Annotated in this window: 14 protein-coding genes and 1 pseudogene; 13 read left to right on the forward strand and 2 right to left on the reverse strand. The window is 39.9% G+C overall.

The window, feature by feature from the left end; genetic code table 11:
- From ACQRDX_RS05635 to ACQRDX_RS05655, 5 genes are all read left to right on the forward strand, one after another.
- Nucleotides 1-711, forward strand: coding sequence for a DUF4391 domain-containing protein (locus ACQRDX_RS05635; protein WP_427895244.1), 711 nt, complete (start codon nucleotides 1-3; stop codon nucleotides 709-711).
- Between the two features lie 370 nt (nucleotides 712-1,081).
- On the forward strand, nucleotides 1,082-1,174 hold the full coding sequence (locus tag ACQRDX_RS05640; RefSeq protein ID WP_221622108.1) for a putative holin-like toxin: 93 nt from the start codon (nucleotides 1,082-1,084) through the stop codon (nucleotides 1,172-1,174).
- Between the two features lie 427 nt (nucleotides 1,175-1,601).
- The gene (locus ACQRDX_RS05645) at nucleotides 1,602-3,434 is read left to right on the forward strand and encodes a site-specific DNA-methyltransferase (protein ID WP_427895270.1); all 1,833 of its coding nucleotides are present in this window, start codon (nucleotides 1,602-1,604) and stop codon (nucleotides 3,432-3,434) included.
- 1 nt (nucleotide 3,435) lies between these two features.
- Nucleotides 3,436-3,942, forward strand: a complete 507-nt coding sequence (locus ACQRDX_RS05650) for a hypothetical protein (RefSeq protein WP_427895241.1) — start codon at nucleotides 3,436-3,438, stop codon at nucleotides 3,940-3,942.
- A complete protein-coding gene (locus ACQRDX_RS05655) occupies nucleotides 3,939-7,034 on the forward strand; it encodes a DEAD/DEAH box helicase family protein (protein ID WP_427895239.1) in 3,096 nt (1,031 codons plus the stop codon). Before ACQRDX_RS05650 ends, ACQRDX_RS05655 begins: the two co-directional genes overlap by 4 nt.
- A 24-nt stretch (nucleotides 7,035-7,058) precedes the next feature.
- Here the strand turns inward: ACQRDX_RS05655 and ACQRDX_RS05660 are convergent, their stop codons facing one another.
- Nucleotides 7,059-7,691 (reverse strand): MBL fold metallo-hydrolase, encoded by a 633-nt coding sequence (locus ACQRDX_RS05660; RefSeq protein ID WP_427895237.1) that lies wholly within the window; start codon nucleotides 7,689-7,691, stop codon nucleotides 7,059-7,061.
- 269 nt (nucleotides 7,692-7,960) lie between these two features.
- Here ACQRDX_RS05660 and ACQRDX_RS05665 point away from each other — a divergent pair, with 269 nt between their 5' ends.
- Complete coding sequence (locus ACQRDX_RS05665; protein ID WP_354368312.1) at nucleotides 7,961-8,239, forward strand: rhodanese-like domain-containing protein; 279 nt, start codon at nucleotides 7,961-7,963, stop codon at nucleotides 8,237-8,239.
- Here ACQRDX_RS05665 and ACQRDX_RS05670 read toward each other — a convergent pair.
- Nucleotides 8,223-9,551: an Nramp family divalent metal transporter gene (locus ACQRDX_RS05670; protein ID WP_427895235.1), complete on the reverse strand. Its 1,329-nt coding sequence runs from the start codon at nucleotides 9,549-9,551 to the stop codon at nucleotides 8,223-8,225. The genes ACQRDX_RS05665 and ACQRDX_RS05670 overlap by 17 nt on opposite strands.
- A 114-nt stretch (nucleotides 9,552-9,665) precedes the next feature.
- Between ACQRDX_RS05670 and ACQRDX_RS05675 the strand changes: the two genes are divergently transcribed.
- From ACQRDX_RS05675 to ACQRDX_RS05705, 7 genes and pseudogenes are all read left to right on the forward strand, one after another.
- Complete coding sequence (locus tag ACQRDX_RS05675; RefSeq protein WP_427895233.1) at nucleotides 9,666-12,122, forward strand: bifunctional DnaQ family exonuclease/ATP-dependent helicase; 2,457 nt, start codon at nucleotides 9,666-9,668, stop codon at nucleotides 12,120-12,122.
- A 36-nt stretch (nucleotides 12,123-12,158) separates the two neighbouring features.
- Nucleotides 12,159-12,644 (forward strand): DUF5590 domain-containing protein, encoded by a 486-nt coding sequence (locus ACQRDX_RS05680; protein ID WP_354368318.1) that lies wholly within the window; start codon nucleotides 12,159-12,161, stop codon nucleotides 12,642-12,644.
- Nucleotides 12,641-13,825 carry a pyridoxal phosphate-dependent aminotransferase gene (locus tag ACQRDX_RS05685; RefSeq protein WP_427895230.1) on the forward strand — a complete coding sequence of 395 codons (1,185 nt, stop codon included), beginning with the start codon at nucleotides 12,641-12,643 and terminating at the stop codon, nucleotides 13,823-13,825. The genes ACQRDX_RS05680 and ACQRDX_RS05685 overlap by 4 nt, the downstream gene beginning before the upstream one ends.
- An 8-nt stretch (nucleotides 13,826-13,833) precedes the next feature.
- Nucleotides 13,834-14,202 (forward strand): annotated as a pseudogene (locus ACQRDX_RS05690) (VOC family protein).
- 16 nt (nucleotides 14,203-14,218) lie between these two features.
- Nucleotides 14,219-15,565 (forward strand): asparagine--tRNA ligase, encoded by a 1,347-nt coding sequence (gene asnS, locus ACQRDX_RS05695; RefSeq protein ID WP_354368322.1) that lies wholly within the window; start codon nucleotides 14,219-14,221, stop codon nucleotides 15,563-15,565.
- 90 nt (nucleotides 15,566-15,655) lie between these two features.
- On the forward strand, nucleotides 15,656-16,339 hold the full coding sequence (locus ACQRDX_RS05700; protein ID WP_427895228.1) for a YjjG family noncanonical pyrimidine nucleotidase: 684 nt from the start codon (nucleotides 15,656-15,658) through the stop codon (nucleotides 16,337-16,339).
- Nucleotides 16,340-16,576: 237 nt separating this feature from the next.
- Nucleotides 16,577-17,676: GBS Bsp-like repeat-containing protein (locus tag ACQRDX_RS05705; RefSeq protein ID WP_427895226.1), on the forward strand; the 1,100-nt coding region annotated here is incomplete at its 3' end.

Below are 17,676 nucleotides of genomic sequence, written 5' to 3' on the forward strand. Positions count from 1 at the left end.
ATGCCATTTTTACCTTCTACTCAGATTCCAAGACCCAAAGTCCTCTATAAGCCTTATCAAAAAGGCAACAAGGACTTTCTAGATAATTTTGGCCTGTCTACAGCTGATAAGCAGCTCCTCCGGCAACAAATCGGCCAGATTACCGCTACCCATCAATTAGATGCCAAGACCCTCCCCATTCCAGTGGGCAAGACCATTCAGCAAATTATCGTCCTTCGGATTGACCTTTTGAGCCAGCAACTAGACCCGCACTTACTAGCAGAGCTGGACACTTATCTGGGATTTTACACTCTCTTTCATCTGGTATTTCCAGACGGGACTAGCCAGTATTTGATTCATTTTAAGGAAAAGCTGGCGCAACCAAGAGAGGGTCGGAATTTCAAGATTATCCGTAGCTTTCAAACCGACAAACCACTGGAATTGACCTACCAAGAAAGAGACTTGGATCAGTTTTATGATAACCTAGTCAAGCAAGCTGGAAAAGAAGAGTTGGTGAAGAGTGGAGCTTCTGTCAAGGATCAGATTGAGAGTACAGAGCGCTTAGCAGTATTGGAAAAACAAGCAGCCCAGCTCAAGAAAAAGATGTTTGCCGAAAAAGCCATGCGCAAACAAATGGAGCTTCGAAAGGCCTACAAAGCCCTAGAAGAAGAAATCCAACAGTTGAGAACCAGCATTCACAGTTCAGCACCTTCATCTAAGGCTAGTTTTTAAGATATTCATCGTTCGTTTTATTCAAAATCCAGGCAGTATTTCTTCAAAAAACTGCCTGGATTAGCTAAAAACTATTACTTATATGAAAGCACTTCACAAGTGAATACAGGTTCAAAAAAATCCACAGTAAAATCTGTGGAAAATATGGTAAAATAGAACAGTAGAAAAGTTCCAAAAGCGGGGCGGAAATCTATTTTGGGAGGTGGCAACTTCATTTTTGATGGAAAGTAAAACTTTCTCATCAAAAAACGCCAAAATCTAGTCATTTTGGCTAAAAGTTGCACTAATTCGATTTTTGAAAAGTATTGTTTCAAAAATCTCATGTCGATGCCAAAGACAATCAGCATCTCAATTGATTTTACTCTAACTAATGTCTGTCGCAGAGGCCCTTGGGCTGATGTTTCAGTTTGGCACGTTACTAATCGTGCTACTGACATTTATTTTTAACAATCGTAAAAAATAAAAGACAGCCAACCGCTACGAAACTTTGACCGAGTGAACTAGCAGGTTGACTGTAATCTTCATTCGTCCCGTCTTTAAAATGCTCAAACAGTCTGGGAGACTGTTTGAGGTCGTTTCTCGAAAACGGAAGGAAACGATACTGGGATTGAGTTGGCGCTCAATCCCTTTTTCAAAACTATTATATCACAAACTAAAATCGTTTGACAATTTTTTATCTACATCATCAAAAAAGGCTTGACAGCCTAAGAAAAGGAGATTATCATGAGCACAGCACAGCACAGCACAGCACAGCACAGCAAAAGCTTGGAGACTACACTCAAGTTGAAAAGTTAGACCTGACTTCAAAAGATATTTTATCAGACAATATTACAAAAATTGGTCAGCTTTTTCCTGAGGTTCTGACAGAAAGTAGCGATGAAAATGGCAGGTTGCGTCCAGCCATTGACTTTGACAAGCTACGCCAATTCCTTTCAAGAGAGATTGTTGAGGGGCGGGAGTCCTATGAGTTTACCTGGGTCGGCAAACGCGGAGCGATTGCGGAGGCAGGTAAACCGACCAGCCAGACCCTTCGCCCAGATCTTGAGGAAAGTGTTGACTTTGATAAGTCTGAAAATGTCTTTATTACAGGGGACAACTTGGAAGTCCTCAAGGTCTTGCAGGAGTCTTATCTGGGCAAGATTGACATGATTTACATTGACCCACCTTACAATACAGGCAAGGACTTTGTCTACTCGGATAAATTCCAGATGAGCGAGGAAGAACTAGCAGATGAAATGGACCTGCGAGATGAGGACGGCTTGCAACGGGTGGGCTTGACCAAGAATGAAAAATCCTCCGCCCGCTATCACTCCGACTGGCTCAATATGATGTACCCGCGCCTGGTCCTTGCTCGCAACCTTCTCAAAGATAGTGGCGTTATTTTTATCTCCATTGACGACAACGAACAAGCCAACCTCAAAGCTATCTGTGATGAGATATTTGGGGAGGAGAATATTTGTGGACAAATTTTTAATGTTAATAATTTAAAAGGTCGGTCGGATGATAGTTTTTTCGCAACTGCTGGTGAGTATCTGCTCTGTTACTCAAAAGATTCGGAACGAACTAAACTTTTAGGTTTTCAACCTACAGAAGATTACTTAGCGGAATTTAAATTTAACGATTCAATTAGTAGATACAAGGAAGTTGGACTACAAAAAACAGGGAAAAATGGTTCACGTAAAGATAGACCCAATATGTACTACCCAATTTATTATTCGGAATCAGAATTTAAATTTTCTTTGTATATGTTTCCGGGTGCTATAGAGATATTACCAACAAAAATCAATGGAGAAGATGGACGTTGGAGATGGGGTAAGGATACGTTTTTAGAAAAATGTGATACTGAATTGGTTGCAAAATGTGTTAATGGAATCTGGCGAGTATATGTTAAGATGCGAGATATAGTCGATGGTGAGCAACGTACAGTGAAAGCAAAAACATTTTGGCAAGATGTGAAATATGACACCTCTGCAGGTAGCAGGAGAACAAAAGAATTATTTAACGTTACATCGTTGTTTGATAATCCAAAACCAGTAGGTCTTATTCAAGATATTTTGACAATTTCAGTTCAAACAAACGGACTTGTCCTCGACTTCTTCGCTGGTTCTGCAACCACAGCTGATGCGGTTATGCAGTTGAACGCAGAAGACGGAGGCAATCGCAAGTACATTCTCTGTACGCTGGACGAGCAAGTGGCGGACAAGTCAGCTGCGAAAGAAGCAGGCTATGAAACCATTGACCAGATTTCTCGTGAGCGGATCCGTAGGGCTGCTAAAAAGATTCAGGAAGAACATCCTGAAACAGTCGGCAAGCAAGATTTTGGCTTCAGGGCTTACAAGCTGGACACTTCAAACTTTAAGGATGTTAGCCAAACACCAGAAATCATTAGCCAAGAAAGTCTCTTTGACAGCGTTTCAAATATCAAAGATGATCGTACAGATCTTGACTTGCTCTTCCAGATTATGTTGACATGGGGTATGGAATTATCTCTTCCAATCTCTAAAACTCAAATTGACGGTACAGCTATTTATAATGTGGCAGACGGTGCCTTGATTGCCTGCTTTGCGGATGAGATTTCAGAAAGCGTCCTCCGTCAAATTGCCAAAGAAGAACCCCTCCGTGCTGTCTTTAAGGATGAATCCTTCGCCAACTCAGCAGCCAAAATCAACCTCGGTCAAATCTTCAAAGAAGAAGCACCAAATACCAAAGTGAAGGTGGTGTAGGGTGATGGACTGGGAAATGATTTCAAACATTAGTCAAACTTTAATAGGGATTGCTGCTGTATTATTATCCATTCTTGCAATGTGGAAGACCAAAAAAGATAATGCTCATATGATTTTGTTTGAAAAAAGGATAGAATTATATGGAGAATTGGCTTATTATCTTGAAAAAATTTATAATGACCACGAATTGATTTTAGAACAATATGAAAAAATTCGAGAACTTTATGCGAAAGGCTATCTAATAGCTAGTGACAGTGTTGCAAAAATCTTACAAGAATTTATTGATGCCATGGATGAAGAGATTGAGGTTATTCAAAACTTCAAAAAAATTGGAAAACCTCGTTCAACAAATTATGGATCGTTTGACCAATTAAACGATACATTGGTAACAGTAATGGAACTTGAAATTAGAAAGTCACAAAAGATTTCAAATTCACGAATAAAAAAAGTTCATGATGAATTTACAAATAATTTGGGAAAAGATTTTATTAACGGAGGCAACCAATGAAACTTCAATTTAAGCAGCAGCAATTTCAGTTAGATGCGGTGGCCTCTGTTGTGGATGTTTTTTCTGGTCAGGGCAAGCACAGCGGTTTTGATTACCACATGGATAAGGGGAAGGGGATAGAAGCAGACACGGATATGAACTTTATCGGTTTTCGCAATGCTCCTATCCAGCTTTCACAGGACACTGTCAGCCAGCAGGTACGAGCTCAGCAGCTCCGCTTTGGTCTAAAACCTTCTGAGAACTTATCTATTCAAAATGTGGATGGTCGCCCGTCTTATAATTTGACCATTGAGATGGAGACAGGGACAGGGAAGACCTATACCTACATTCGTACTTTGATGGAGCTCAATAAGCAGTATGGCTGGCTCAAGTTTATCATCGTAGTGCCAAGCATCGCTATTCGTGAGGGTGTGCTCAAGTCCTTTGAGGTGATGGCGGACCATTTCCAGATGGAGTATGGCAAGAAGCCGCGCTATTTTGTTTATGACTCTAGCCGTCTGGGAGAGCTGGACCAGTTTGCCAACTCCTCGGATATTCAGGTTATGGTCATTAACTCACAAGCCTTTAACGCTAAAGGTAAAGACGCACGTCGGATTCATACCGAGCAGGAAAGTTTCCAGTGGAGAAGACCGATAGATGTCATTGCAGCAACCAATCCTATTTTGATTATTGATGAGCCTCAGTCGGTTGAGGGGAAAAAGACCAAAGAACGCTTGGAGGACTTTAAGCCCTTGTTTACCCTTCGCTATTCAGCGACCCATAAAGACAAGCACGATATGATTTATCGCTTAGATGCTTTAGATGCCTACAATAAAAAGTTGGTTAAAAAGATTGCCGTTAAGACCGTGGAGCAGACTTCTACCACAGGTACACAAGGCTACCTTTATCTGCAAGAACTGGTTCCGCAAAAATCAGGTTCTCCAAAAGCTCGGATTGAGTTTGAAGTGCGGACCAAGTTAGGTGATGTCAAGCGTGTGACCAAATTGGTGGAAGAGCCTTTTGCTCTTTTTGAAGAGTCAGGCAACCTACCAGCCTATCAAGATGGTTGGACCTTGAGTCATTTTGATGCGTGTGAAGGTGAAAATTCTATTCAAATCGGTGCCAATCGCAAACTCTATGTGGGCGAAGTGATTGGGGAAACCAATGAAGATGATATCCGCCGTATTCAGATAAGAGAAACTATTGCCAGTCACTTGCAAAAAGAAGAACGCCTTTACAAACGAGGTATCAAGGTGCTATCCCTTTTCTTCATCGATGAAGTTGCCAAGTACAAGTGCTATGATGATCAAAATGAAGCCTACAATGGAACTTATGCGCAGATTTTTGAAGAAGAGTATGAAGCACAAGTTAAGGCTTTGTTGGCTGATCCCAACCTCCATGGCACAAACTTTTGGCATTATTTGAATAATCACCAGGAAGGCAATCCCGTTCACGCAGGTTATTTCTCCGTTGATAAGGTAAAAAAATCAGATAAGGTCAAGTTTGTGGATTACAAGTCTACTACCGAGAAGAAAAACAACCAGTCTAACGACAAAGATGCTTATGATCTGATTATGAGGGACAAGGAGCGTCTGCTGTCCTTTGATGAGCCAGTACGCTTTATCTTCTCTCACTCAGCCCTCAAAGAAGGCTGGGACAATCCCAATGTCTTTCAGATTTGTACCTTGAAAAATACGGGTACGGAGACAGAAAAACGGCAAAAGATTGGTCGTGGGATGCGTCTTGCTGTTGACCAAAAAGGTGTCCGTCAGGATGAGGAACTGTTAGGAGCAGATGTTCATAACATTAACAAATTGACCGTCATTGCCAATGAAAGCTACGAAGACTTTGCCAAGAACTTGCAAAGAGAACTCAAGGAAATCTTAGCTGATCGTCCAAGTAAAGTGGAAGTAGACCTCTTTGTCGATAAAGTCTTGGAAAATGAAGCTGGTCAAAAACTGACTGTTACCAAGGAAGTGGCTAAAGAGATTGAATGCCAGTTGATTAAGCAAGATTATATTGACAGCAAGGGAAATCTAACCGCTACCTATTTTGAACAAAAAGAAACGAGTCAGTTTGTTCTTTCTGAAAATCTTGCTGGCTATGAAGTAGCTGTAAAAGGTATTTTAGAAACGATTTATGATGCCAACCGTTACCAGATTGAGCGTGAAAATGATTCTGAAGTGGTCTTTGCTAGAGAAATCAACCCTGATAACTACAATCGCCAAGAGTTTAAGCGCTTGTGGGAAAGTATTCATCATAAGTCCACTTACTACGTTGAGTTTGATGATGAGGAGTTGATTGAAAAATCTATTAAGGCTTTAAATGAGGGTTTGTTTGTCAAAAAGCCAAGCTATATGATTACAGAGGCTGAAGCAAAAGAAATGAAGGCTGAACAAGGTCTTGATTTCGAGGTTAATAAGGATGGCAAGCGTCAGGCTGAATTGGACAAGACCTCTATTCAACTCCGATATGATTTACTGGGTGAAATCGCCAGTCGCACGGAGTTGAAACGAAAAACTATTGCCAATATCTTGAATCAGATTTCACCAAGCAAGTTTGAGATGTTTACCTATAACCCTGAGGCATTTATTCAACGCACTAGCCGCCTTATCAATGAGCAAAAGGCTAGCCAAGTGATTGAGCATATCCGCTACAATATCTTGGACGAAACTTTTGATAGTTCAATCTTTACAGACAATCCAGAGAGTGGGAAATTATCAGATAAGCGGTTATTAGAATCCCGAAAAGGAGTTTATAACTATGTGAAGGTAGATTCTGATACGGAGAAACAATTTAAAGAAGAGTTGGACCAATTTGAAGATGTTATGGTCTATACTAAGTTGCCAAGCAGATTCAAGATTTCAACACCATTGGGTGATTACAACCCTGACTGGGCAATTGCCTTTCGAGATGGCTCTGTCAAGCATGTCTATTTTGTAGCTGAAACTAAGGGCTCCATGTCTAGTCTACAATTAAAAGGTGCAGAGTTAGCTAAGATTGAGTGTGCTAAGGCTCACTTTAAAGCCTTAAAAGAAAAGGGGTTGATTGATGATGATCGTATTTATGGTGTGGTAGATTCTTATGAGAGTCTCTTATCGATTTTAAAATAAAAAAAGCCTATACGGGCTTTTTTCTTATTTTAAAAACGGATTAAAGGTTTTCTCGTGTCCAATGGTGGTATCCCAACCGTGTCCGGGATAAACGGTATAGTGATTAGGCAGCGTCAGCAGTTGCTCTTTTATCCCAGCGATGAGATCATCAAAGTTACTGGTAGGTAAGTCAGTACGTCCGACAGTTTCTTTAAAAAGCGCATCACCAGAAAAGACAGTTTCCTCTTTTTCAAAGATAAAGGAAACCCCACCGTGTGAATGGCCAGGTGTAGGGACGACGCTAAACTGAAAGCCAGAGAGCTGGTAAGGACTATGGTAGTTAAAAAAAGCATCTGCTGGCTTGATGATCACATCAGGCATATCGGAGTGGCGGTCAAGACCAGAAAGATTAAGCTCAGGGGTAAAGAGCCAGTCAGCCTCTTTTTCAGAAACATAGACTGGGCAAGCATAGTGCTCTCTAAGAATATCCACACTCATGATGTGGTCATAGTGGGTGTGGGTTAATAAGATAGCCGCCAAGGGACGATTTTGTTTTTCTAGTTGATGAATGATCGCAGCATGATCACTTCCTGGATCGATGACAAGACAAGCTTTATCATTTATTAAAAGATAAGTGTTTTCGCGTGCAACAGCATTTAAAAGTCGAATAATTTCCATAAGTCCAGTTTACCTAAAAAAGAGGAAAAAGTAAATTTTTTGAAATGCTTACTATTTCGAGAAAATGAAATAGTATTTTTTTAGGAGAGAATCTCAATTCAGATACTTACTTGTAAAGAGAAACTGATTTTAGAGAAGCTTACATTAAGAATTGACCTACTCACCGTATTTAGGTTGTTTGAAGGGAAAGTTATTTTGATCGTTTAAAAATCTGATATTCTTATTAAAATTTGCTATACTAAGAATATCAAGATAGAAAAGAGTAGATAATGTTAGAAAAAATGAATCCTAATGCCCTTCTGATTGATGTTCGAGAACCTGAGGAATATGCTCTAGGGCATATCACAGGCAGCCAAAATATTCCTATGAGTGATATTCCCCATTGGGCAAAAACTGCTGATCAAACACAGGAACTTTATGTCTATTGTAAAGCAGGAGTTCGTGCGGAACAGGTAGCCCTTTATTTGAAAGATGAGGGATTTACTAAAGTAACCAATCTAGGTGGCCTAGAGGAGCTTACGGATTTAGGTTTCACCATAAGTCAATAATCAGCTTGAGATTTAACAGTGTCAACATAACAGCTGCCGCATAAGCTAATATGGTATTCCATTTGCGATTTTGAAATTCCCCCATGAGGTCTTTTTTAGAGCTAAAATAAATCAAAGGAAAAATGGAAAAAGGAAGTGCGATAGATAAAAAGACCTGAGAGTAAATTAAGAGTTGATCTAGCGCCCCTTCTGTATTGCCAAAAATTAGGGCAGAGATGGCAACAGGTAATAGAGCAACACTTCTTGTGATCATGCGAATCAACCATCTTGGTAAGGTGATATTAAGAAAGCCTTCCATGACAATTTCCCCTGTCAGCGTTCCTGTGATGGTGGAGTTTTGCCCACTAGCTAAGAGGGCTGTGGCAAAAAGTGTTGATAGGCTAGCACTGGCAATGCTACCAGCAATTTTTGGGTCTGCTAGTGCTTGATACATATCTGAAAATGCTTTAATATGCTCTGCCTTTCCTTGAAAAATGCTGGCGCCTAAAATTAAAAGGAGGGAATTGACCAAAAAAGCCAAGCTAAGTTGAAGATTAGAATCTAAGGTCATAAAATGAATGGCCTTTTTTAATGCCTTTTTATCTCTGGTATCAACTGCTCTTGTTTGTGAGATAGCACTATGCAGATAAAGGTTATGTGGCATGACAGTAGCTCCAATGATGCCAAGTGATAGGGTCAGAAGTGATGCATACTGACTAGGAGGACTGGAGAGGATGGTCTGAGGAAGGTAGCCAGCAAAGATTGCACTGGGATGCGGTTTAGCTAGAAAAGTCAAATAAAGAAAAATCAAAAAGATGGTTAAAATGAGGGTACTAACCAGTGCTTCAATTTTTCTAAACCCAAATTTCATCAGTAAAAGAAGGATAAAAACATCAAATATGGTTACAAAGACTGAGAAAATCAAGGACCAACCAAAAAGTAAATGAAGTGCAATTGCAGATCCAATAACCTCAGCTAGGTCAGTTGCCATTAAAGCCAATTCTGCAATGACAAACAAGAGGTATCGGATAGGTTTTGGAAGATGTTCTGCTGTTAACTGTGCCAAATCTTTCTGGGTAACCATACCTAGTTTTCCAGCCATTTGCTGAAGTTGCATGGCAATCAAAGAAGAAATGAGAATCACAATGAGAAGACTATAGCCGTGCTTAGCCCCTCCAATAACACTTGTTATCCAGTTTCCAGGGTCCATATAGCCTACAGCTACTAGACTCCCAGGACCTATGAAAGTCATCAGAAGTTTCCAAAAGTTATTGGTTTTTGGGACAGAAACACTAGCATGAACCTCAGCCAGTGATTTTTTTGAGTTTATCATAGTAAAATCGTCTTTCTAAAATAAGGTTAGAATCATTATAACATATGACTAAATAAGATAAAATCCCCCTTTCTCATGTTGAAATAGTCTGCACTATGCTATAATTAAGGTGTTATGAGTCAAAAAAAATCAAGAAAATATGCCGTAGTTGATTTGGAGGCAACTTCTGCAGGTAGCAATGCTAGAATTATTCAAGTTGGTATTGTGATTATCGAAAATCATCACATTATAAAAACTTACGAGACAGATGTTAACCCTCATGAAAGTCTAGATGACCATATTGTAGATCTAACAGGTTTGACCGATGAACGTTTGGCTAAGGCACCTGATTTTTCGCAAGTGGCAAGAGAGATTTTTCACTTGATTGAGGATTGTATTTTTGTCGCCCATAATGTCAAATTTGATGCCAATCTGTTAGCAGAAGAATTGTTCTTTGAAGGATATGAGTTACGAACGCCTAGAGTTGACACGGTTGAATTGACACAGGTCTTTTTTCCGAGCTTTGAAAAATATAGTTTACCTAATTTAGCAGAAGTCTTGGACCTAGATTTACAAGATGCGCATACAGCTATAGCTGATGCTTATGCGACAGCACAGCTTTTTCTAAAAATCAGAGAAAAAATGGCTAGCCTACCTAAGATAACATTGGAAACCATTTTGTCTTTTGCGGACCATCTTCTGTTTGAGTCGCGTTTGGTTCTTGAAGAGATTTTTGAGGAAGTCCCCACTCAGTTACCAGATCATCTCTTGGAAGTTGGTGGTTTGGTCATTCAACATAGCAAGCAATACAGAAAATCCAAATATTTATCACAAGACTTTCTGACTAATCTTGCTTTGTTAGATTTAGAAGAGAGAGCTGCACAATCACAATTTGCACAGCTCATTGAAGACGGGTTAGGTTCTTTCGTTCCTAGTTTTATTGAGGCACAGACAGGAATTGGTAAGACCTACGGTTACTTATTGCCTTTATTAGCTAAGGCAGAGGGGCAGATTTTAGTAAGTGTGCCGACAAAATTGTTGCAAGATCAGATCATGGAAAATGAAGCAAAGCAGCTCAAAGAGGTCTTTCACATCAATAGCCATAGTGTGAAAAGTCCTCGAAATTACATCAAATTAGATGCCTTTTATCATAGTCTGCAGCGCCAAGATAAAAATCGCTTGCTCAATCGTTTTAAAATGCAAATCTTAGTGTGGCTGGTTGAAACTAAAACAGGAGATTTGGATGAGATTAGGCAAAAGCAGCGCTTAGAGTCTTATTTTGATGAGCTACGTCATGATGGTCAAGTGAAAAGAGATTCTCTCTTTGCAACGGTTGATTTTTGGGAGCGTTCGGACCAACTAGCGAAAAGCAGTCAAGTTTTAATTACCAACCACGCTTACCTTCTTGAAAGGATGCAAGATGATATCGATTTTGTAAAAGGAAAAGTATTAGTGGTTGACGAAGCTCAAAAATTCTTTTTAGCTTTGGAAAACTTTTCTCGCCGACGTTTAGATATTACCCAGACCTTGCAATGGCTAGATAAAGAAGCCAAGCATACAGCTAATCTTTTACAAAAACGTCTCCTTGAACGTCTTCAATTTAACCTTTCACAGGCCAGTCAGGCTTTTTATCAAAAAAAAGAAGTGAGTTTATCACAAAATCTCCTAGAGGTCATCCGACAAGATATCAGTGAATATCCTCTTCGTTTAGAAGAAGATCTGTGGAAGATTTTTCTACCTTACTACAGCGATTATTGGTTTGAGAGTGAAGTCGATCAAGAGCAACGAAAAACCTACCTAAATGCAGCACGTCTTGACTTATTTCGTTTTCAAACCTTCATACCTGACTTAACTAAAGTGTATTTTGTGTCGGCAACCTTAGAGATTAGTAAGCGTGTCACCTTACCAGATCTACTTGGCATAGCAGATTATGAGGCTCATCGGATTGAATCAAGTAAGTCTTCTGATCAAAAGATATGGGTTGACACTTCCATGCCAAATTTGGTGGATTTACCAGATGCCATTTATGAAGAAGAGATTGCTAGACGCTTGATGGCACTCTCACAGCTAGAACAGCCTATTTTAGTGTTATTTAATTCCAAACAGCATATGTTGGCAGTATCGGAGCGTTTGGATACCTGGATGGTGAAACATCTCTGTCAAGAAAAAAATGGCTTGGCTTACAATATTAAAAAACGTTTTGATCGAGGAGAAGCTAATATCTTGCTGGGGACAGGCGGTTTTTGGGAAGGAGTTGATTTTGTGCATCAAGACCAGCTCATCGAGGTGATTACTCGCCTACCTTTTGAAAATCCAGAAGATCGATTTGTCAAAAAGGTTAATCACTACTTGCGACAAAACCATAAAAATCCCTTTTATGACTATACCTTACCTGTCATGACCTTGAAATTAAAACAAGCTATCGGAAGAACTCAGCGCCGTGACAATCAAGTATCTGCAGTTCTGATTTTAGATAAACGAGTAGTCTCAAAAAGTTACGGTAAACAAATTTGTCAGATACTCGAGCAAAATAGTTCTCTATCTTGCAAAAAATTTCCTGACATTGTAACTGAAATCACAAGCTTTTTTTGATATAATAGAAAACATCAAATAATTTAGGAAGATCAAATGGGAAAGCGTAAAAGAAAACGAGTTCTCTCAACCAAAGAGCAGTTCATCATTGGTCTTGGTTTAGTCTTTTTCGTCTTATTTCTATCCACTATCTTAGTGATTTTTTTCTCTATGAAACCCAATATTGACACACAAAACATGGTGAAGGCTGTGGCAACAAAGGAAGCCCAGTTAACCAGTGTGAGTCGTATTGATCGGTATAATGGACAAACAAGCTATTATAGTGTCTTTGGTAAAACTGCTCAAGATGAAAATGTTGTGGTGGTAATTGGTATAAAAGATAAGGATATCCATATTATACCGACTAAAGAAGGGATTTCTAGACAAGCAGCAGAACAGATTGCTAAAGAAAATGGCGCTAAATCAGTTAAGGCAACTTTAGGTTATATGGATGATAAACCTATCTGGGAAGTGGCATCTGGAACAACCTACTATATCATTGATTTTAAAACTGGGGACTTGGTAAAAACGGAGGGTATATGACAAAACTATCAGAGCGTGTGCTTACTATGGAAGAAAGTGTTACCTTAGCTGCAGGAGCGCGTGCTAAGGCATTGAAAGCTGAAGGTCGTGATATTTTAGCTTTGACCTTAGGTGAACCAGATTTTGCAACACCTAAACATATTCAAAACAAGGCGATTGAAGCCATTTCAAATGGTAAAGCAAGCTTTTATACGGTGGCATCAGGACTTCCTGAGTTAAAGGATGCGATCAATACTTACATGGAAAATTACTATGGCTATTCTGTGACACCAAATCAGGTGGTGGTGGCAACAGGTGCCAAGTTTGTTCTCTATGCCTTTTTTATGGCAGTTCTTAATCCTAATGATGAGGTAATTATCCCAACGCCTTATTGGGTATCTTATGCTGATCAGGTTAAAATGGCGGAAGGACAACCAGTTTTTGTACAAGCGACTGAGGAAAATCAGTTTAAAGTTACTGTTGAACAGTTAGAGTCAGCGCGTACAGAAAAAACAAAGGTTCTTTTACTCAATTCACCATCTAATCCAACAGGCATGATTTATACAGCAAAAGAGTTAAAAGCTATTGGTGATTGGGCAGTTGAGCATGATATTTTGATTTTGGCTGATGATATCTATGGACGTTTGGTTTATAATGGCAATCGTTTCACGCCTATTTCTAGCCTCTCTGAAGAGATTCGTAAACAAACCATTGTGATTAATGGGGTTTCAAAAACTTATGCGATGACAGGTTGGCGCATTGGTTTTGCTGTAGGTGAGCCAGAAATTATTTCTGCTATGGCAAAAATTGCTAGTCAAACCACATCTAACCCGACAGCAGTTGCACAATACGCTGCCATTGAAGCCTTAACAGGTGACCAAGAGCCGATTGAAAGGATGCGTCAAGCTTTTGAAGAGCGCCTAAATACTATTTATCCTCTATTAGCTGAGATTCCTGGCTTTGAGGTGATTAAGCCACAAGGTGCCTTTTACCTTTTCCCAAATGTCAAAAAAGCTATGGAGATGAAAGGTTATACAGACGTGACAGCATTTACGAATGCTATTTTAGAAGAAGCAGAAGTTGCCTTGGTAACAGGTGCAGGGTTTGGTGCCCCTGAAAATGTTCGTTTGAGCTATGCAACTGACCTTGATACCCTTAAAGAAGCTGTTCGCCGTATTAAAGAGTTCATGGAAAAGAACTAGAGTGTTTTATGATTGACCACTTTAGCATTTGTGTTAAAAATCTACAGTCTCAACAGCCGAAAAACTTTATAGCCACTTGGTTATAAATTAAGATTCGACAATGAATATGCTGTTAGCTTTGGTTAGCTTAGAGGAAGTGCTCCTGCTTGAGATTTTTGGTTGGAGAGTGGTCAAGCAAATCCCCGTCACTTTGCTTTTAATACAAAGATGCGTAAGAAGTTGAAACCTTTTACCATACAGGTTTAGCTGCTGGTGACAAAGATAATGGCGCTCCTTAGGAACGTAACCATTATCATGAGGGTTATGACGCAGCTTTTATCATTGATCCAGACAGTAATAATATCGAGGCTGTTTGTCACAAAGAGGAATACAATTAGAAAAGAGAAAAAATTAATGTCTAGAAAATTAGTAACGATTATTGATGTGCCTAAGCATGTAGGAGAAGAAGTGACTATTGGTGCTTGGGTTGCCAACAAATCTGGGAAAGGTAAGATTGCCTTTCTTCAACTCCGAGATGGCTCTGCTTTTTTCCAAGCAGTTGCTTTTAAACCAAATTTCCTTGAAAAATTTGGTGAAGAAGAAGGAGCTGCTAAGTTTGATACTATCAAACGTTTGAGCCAAGAAACGTCAGTTTATGTGACTGGCATCGTCAAAGAAGACGAACGTTCAAAATTTGGTTATGAACTTGATGTGACTGATCTTGAAGTGATTGGCGAATCTGTTGATTACCCTATCACACCAAAAGAACACGGTACAGACTTCTTGATGGACAATCGTCATCTCTGGTTGCGTTCACGTAAGCAGGTTGCCATTCAGCAAGTTCGTAATGCGATCATCTATGCCACTTATGAATTTTTCGAGAAAAATGGCTTTATCAAGTTCGATAGCCCAATCCTTTCTGGAAATGCTGCTGAAGATTCAACAGAGCTTTTTGAAACAGATTATTTTGGAAGCCCAGCCTATCTCAGCCAATCAGGTCAGCTTTATCTTGAAGCTGGTGCTATGGCACTTGGTCGTGTTTTCGACTTCGGTCCTGTTTTCCGTGCGGAAAAATCTAAAACTCGCCGTCACTTGACAGAGTTCTGGATGATGGATGCCGAGTATTCCTTCCTCTCACATGAGGAGTCGCTTGATTTGCAAGAAGCATATGTTAAAGCTTTGATGCAAGGGGTTATCGACCGTGCTCCACAAGCACTTGAAACTCTTGAGCGTGATGTTGATGCTCTAAAACGCTATATTGCAGAACCATTTAAGCGCGTGTCTTATGATGATGCCATCAGCCTTCTTCAAGAGCATGAAGCAGATGAAGATACGGATTATGAACATTTGGAGCATGGGGATGACTTTGGCTCACCACATGAAACATGGATTTCAAACTACTTTGGTGTCCCAACCTTTGTGGTTAACTATCCAGCAAGTTTCAAAGCTTTCTACATGAAACCAGTTCCTGGTAATCCAGAGCGCGTGCTTTGTGCGGACCTTTTAGCCCCTGAAGGTTACGGTGAAATCATAGGTGGTTCTATGCGTGAGGATGATTATGATGCCCTTGTTGCTAAGATGGATGAACTTGGCATGGACAAGTCAGAATATGAGTTCTACCTTGACCTTCGTAAGTATGGTTCAGTGCCACACGGTGGATTTGGTATTGGTATCGAGCGTATGGTAACCTTTGTTGCTGGTACAAAACACATCCGCGAAGCCATCCCATTCCCACGTATGTTACACCGTTTGCATCCGTAAACAAATGATAGATTAAGAAAGCAACCGTCTATTGTCACAGGTTGCTTTCTATTTTTTAAAGATAAGGTGATGATATAAAGAAAGGATAGCATGGGCTATAAATTTTTATTATTTGACTTAGACAATACCCTGCTAGATTTTGAGGCTGCAGAAGAGCTTGCCTTAGATGAGCTTTTAAAAGAGCAAGAAGTGGAGGCGATTGAGGCTTATAAGGCTTACTATAAACCAATGAACCAAAGTATGTGGCAAGATTTAGAACTGGGAAAAATAGCAAAATCTGAGTTAGTGAATACACGATTTTCTAAATTATTTTCACATTTTGGTCGTGAAGTTGATGGTAAGGCTTTAGCTAAGGCTTATCAAAACCATCTCTCAAAGCAAGGACAGCTGTATCACGGTGCTAGGGAATTGTTGGTCGATTTAACAGATAGAGGTTACAAGCTCTATGCTGCTACAAATGGTATTGCTGCAATCCAAAAGGGCCGTCTAAAAGTATCAGCTCTAGAGCCCTTCTTTCATAAAATCTTTATTTCAGAGGAAGTAGGTAGCCAAAAACCAGAGGTTGCATTTTATCATCATATCGCAAACTCTATTCCAGGATTTAACAAGTCTCAAGCCTTGATGATTGGAGATAGCTTGAGTGCAGATATAAAAGGCGGGAATGATTTTGGGATTGATACAGTTTGGTATAATCCTAAAAAGAATCAAAAGTCCTCCCCTGTACATCCAACTTATGAAGTATCGTCTTATCAGATGTTATTGGATTTGTTATAAAAAGTCTTTGTTAATGAAGGCTTTTTATTTTTTAGTTTTGTGAAACCTAGAAAAATATTTTGTTTCAATTCACCTCTTCTTTTTTATGAAAATGTGCTATAATGAGAGCATGAAATATTAGCGAAAACTGACAAAAAAAATCATACAGATGGTATGATTTTTAATGATTCGGTAATATTAAAAATACCATTATCAATCTTTTGGGATTACTTATGAAAGGGATAGAGGGTGAAAACAATGAAAGGATACGGAAAAAAACATTTAGCCAGTAAAGCGTTTCTGACCATTCCTATGGTTTTAGCTTTTGCAGGAGGCGTTCAAGCTCAGGCAGAAGACTTGGTGACCACTGAGTCTATTCAGCCAGAGCTGAGTTTAACTCAAAGTAGTGCGGCTGAGGTAAAAAGTGCTCCAGAAGCTGATGCTTTAGCTACAGCCTCTTCAGAGTCTCAAGCTACGGTTTCAACTCAGCAGGAAAGTAGTGAAACTAGCACGGATGTTTCTTCTAATGTTAGCTCAGAAGTGACTTCAAGCACAGCCTCTTCTGCAACAGCGAGTTTAACCAGTGCTTCTCAAACAAGTCGCCTTTCTTCTGAGACTAGTTCGGTAAGTTCTACGCCAGTGACAGCCAGTTCAGAAAATGCAGTTTCTAGCGTTAGTACAACTGCTAGCACGACCAGTTTGAAGAGTGAGTCAGCGACGATCTCTTTGGTACAAGGTTATGCGGCAGATGTGACTAATCTTCCAGTGACTAGTGTGGCGCAAAAAGATCAAGCCTTGACCATTCAGTACAACCGTCCGATCAGTTCCGATGAAGTGATTAAGATTGCAGTTTGGTCCGATCTTAAAGGTCAGGATGACCTTAAGTGGTACACGGCGGACAAGTTAGGTGCAGCCTATGTGGAATTGAAAAATCATCGCGATTATGGTAAGTATAATATCCACACTTATGCTGATCGTAGTGGTCGCATGGTGGACTTAAATGCGACTGAACTGACAGTTGTTGCTCCAGCTAAACCTGCCATTACCGTATCTTCTAAAAGCGTTTCTGTTTTTGACGTCACCATTTCTAATGTTCCAAGTGAGATGGTCTCTGTCAAAGTTCCTGTATGGACAAATCAAAACGGTCAGGACGATTTGGTTTGGTACACCGCTGCTAAGGAAGCTAATGGGACTTATCGTGTGACGGTTGACACTAAAAATCATAAGTCAGAAACTGGTCAGTACCACATTCATGCTTATGGTCAAGTATCAGGTAGTCTTCAGTTACAAGGTTTGACTACAGCAACCTACACTGTCACACCTTCTCAGCCAGAGAGTCCTTCTCAACCAACAACTAA

Source organism: Streptococcus sp. SGI.013, assembly GCF_050315295.1.
Lineage (GTDB): Bacteria > Bacillota > Bacilli > Lactobacillales > Streptococcaceae > Streptococcus > Streptococcus porcorum.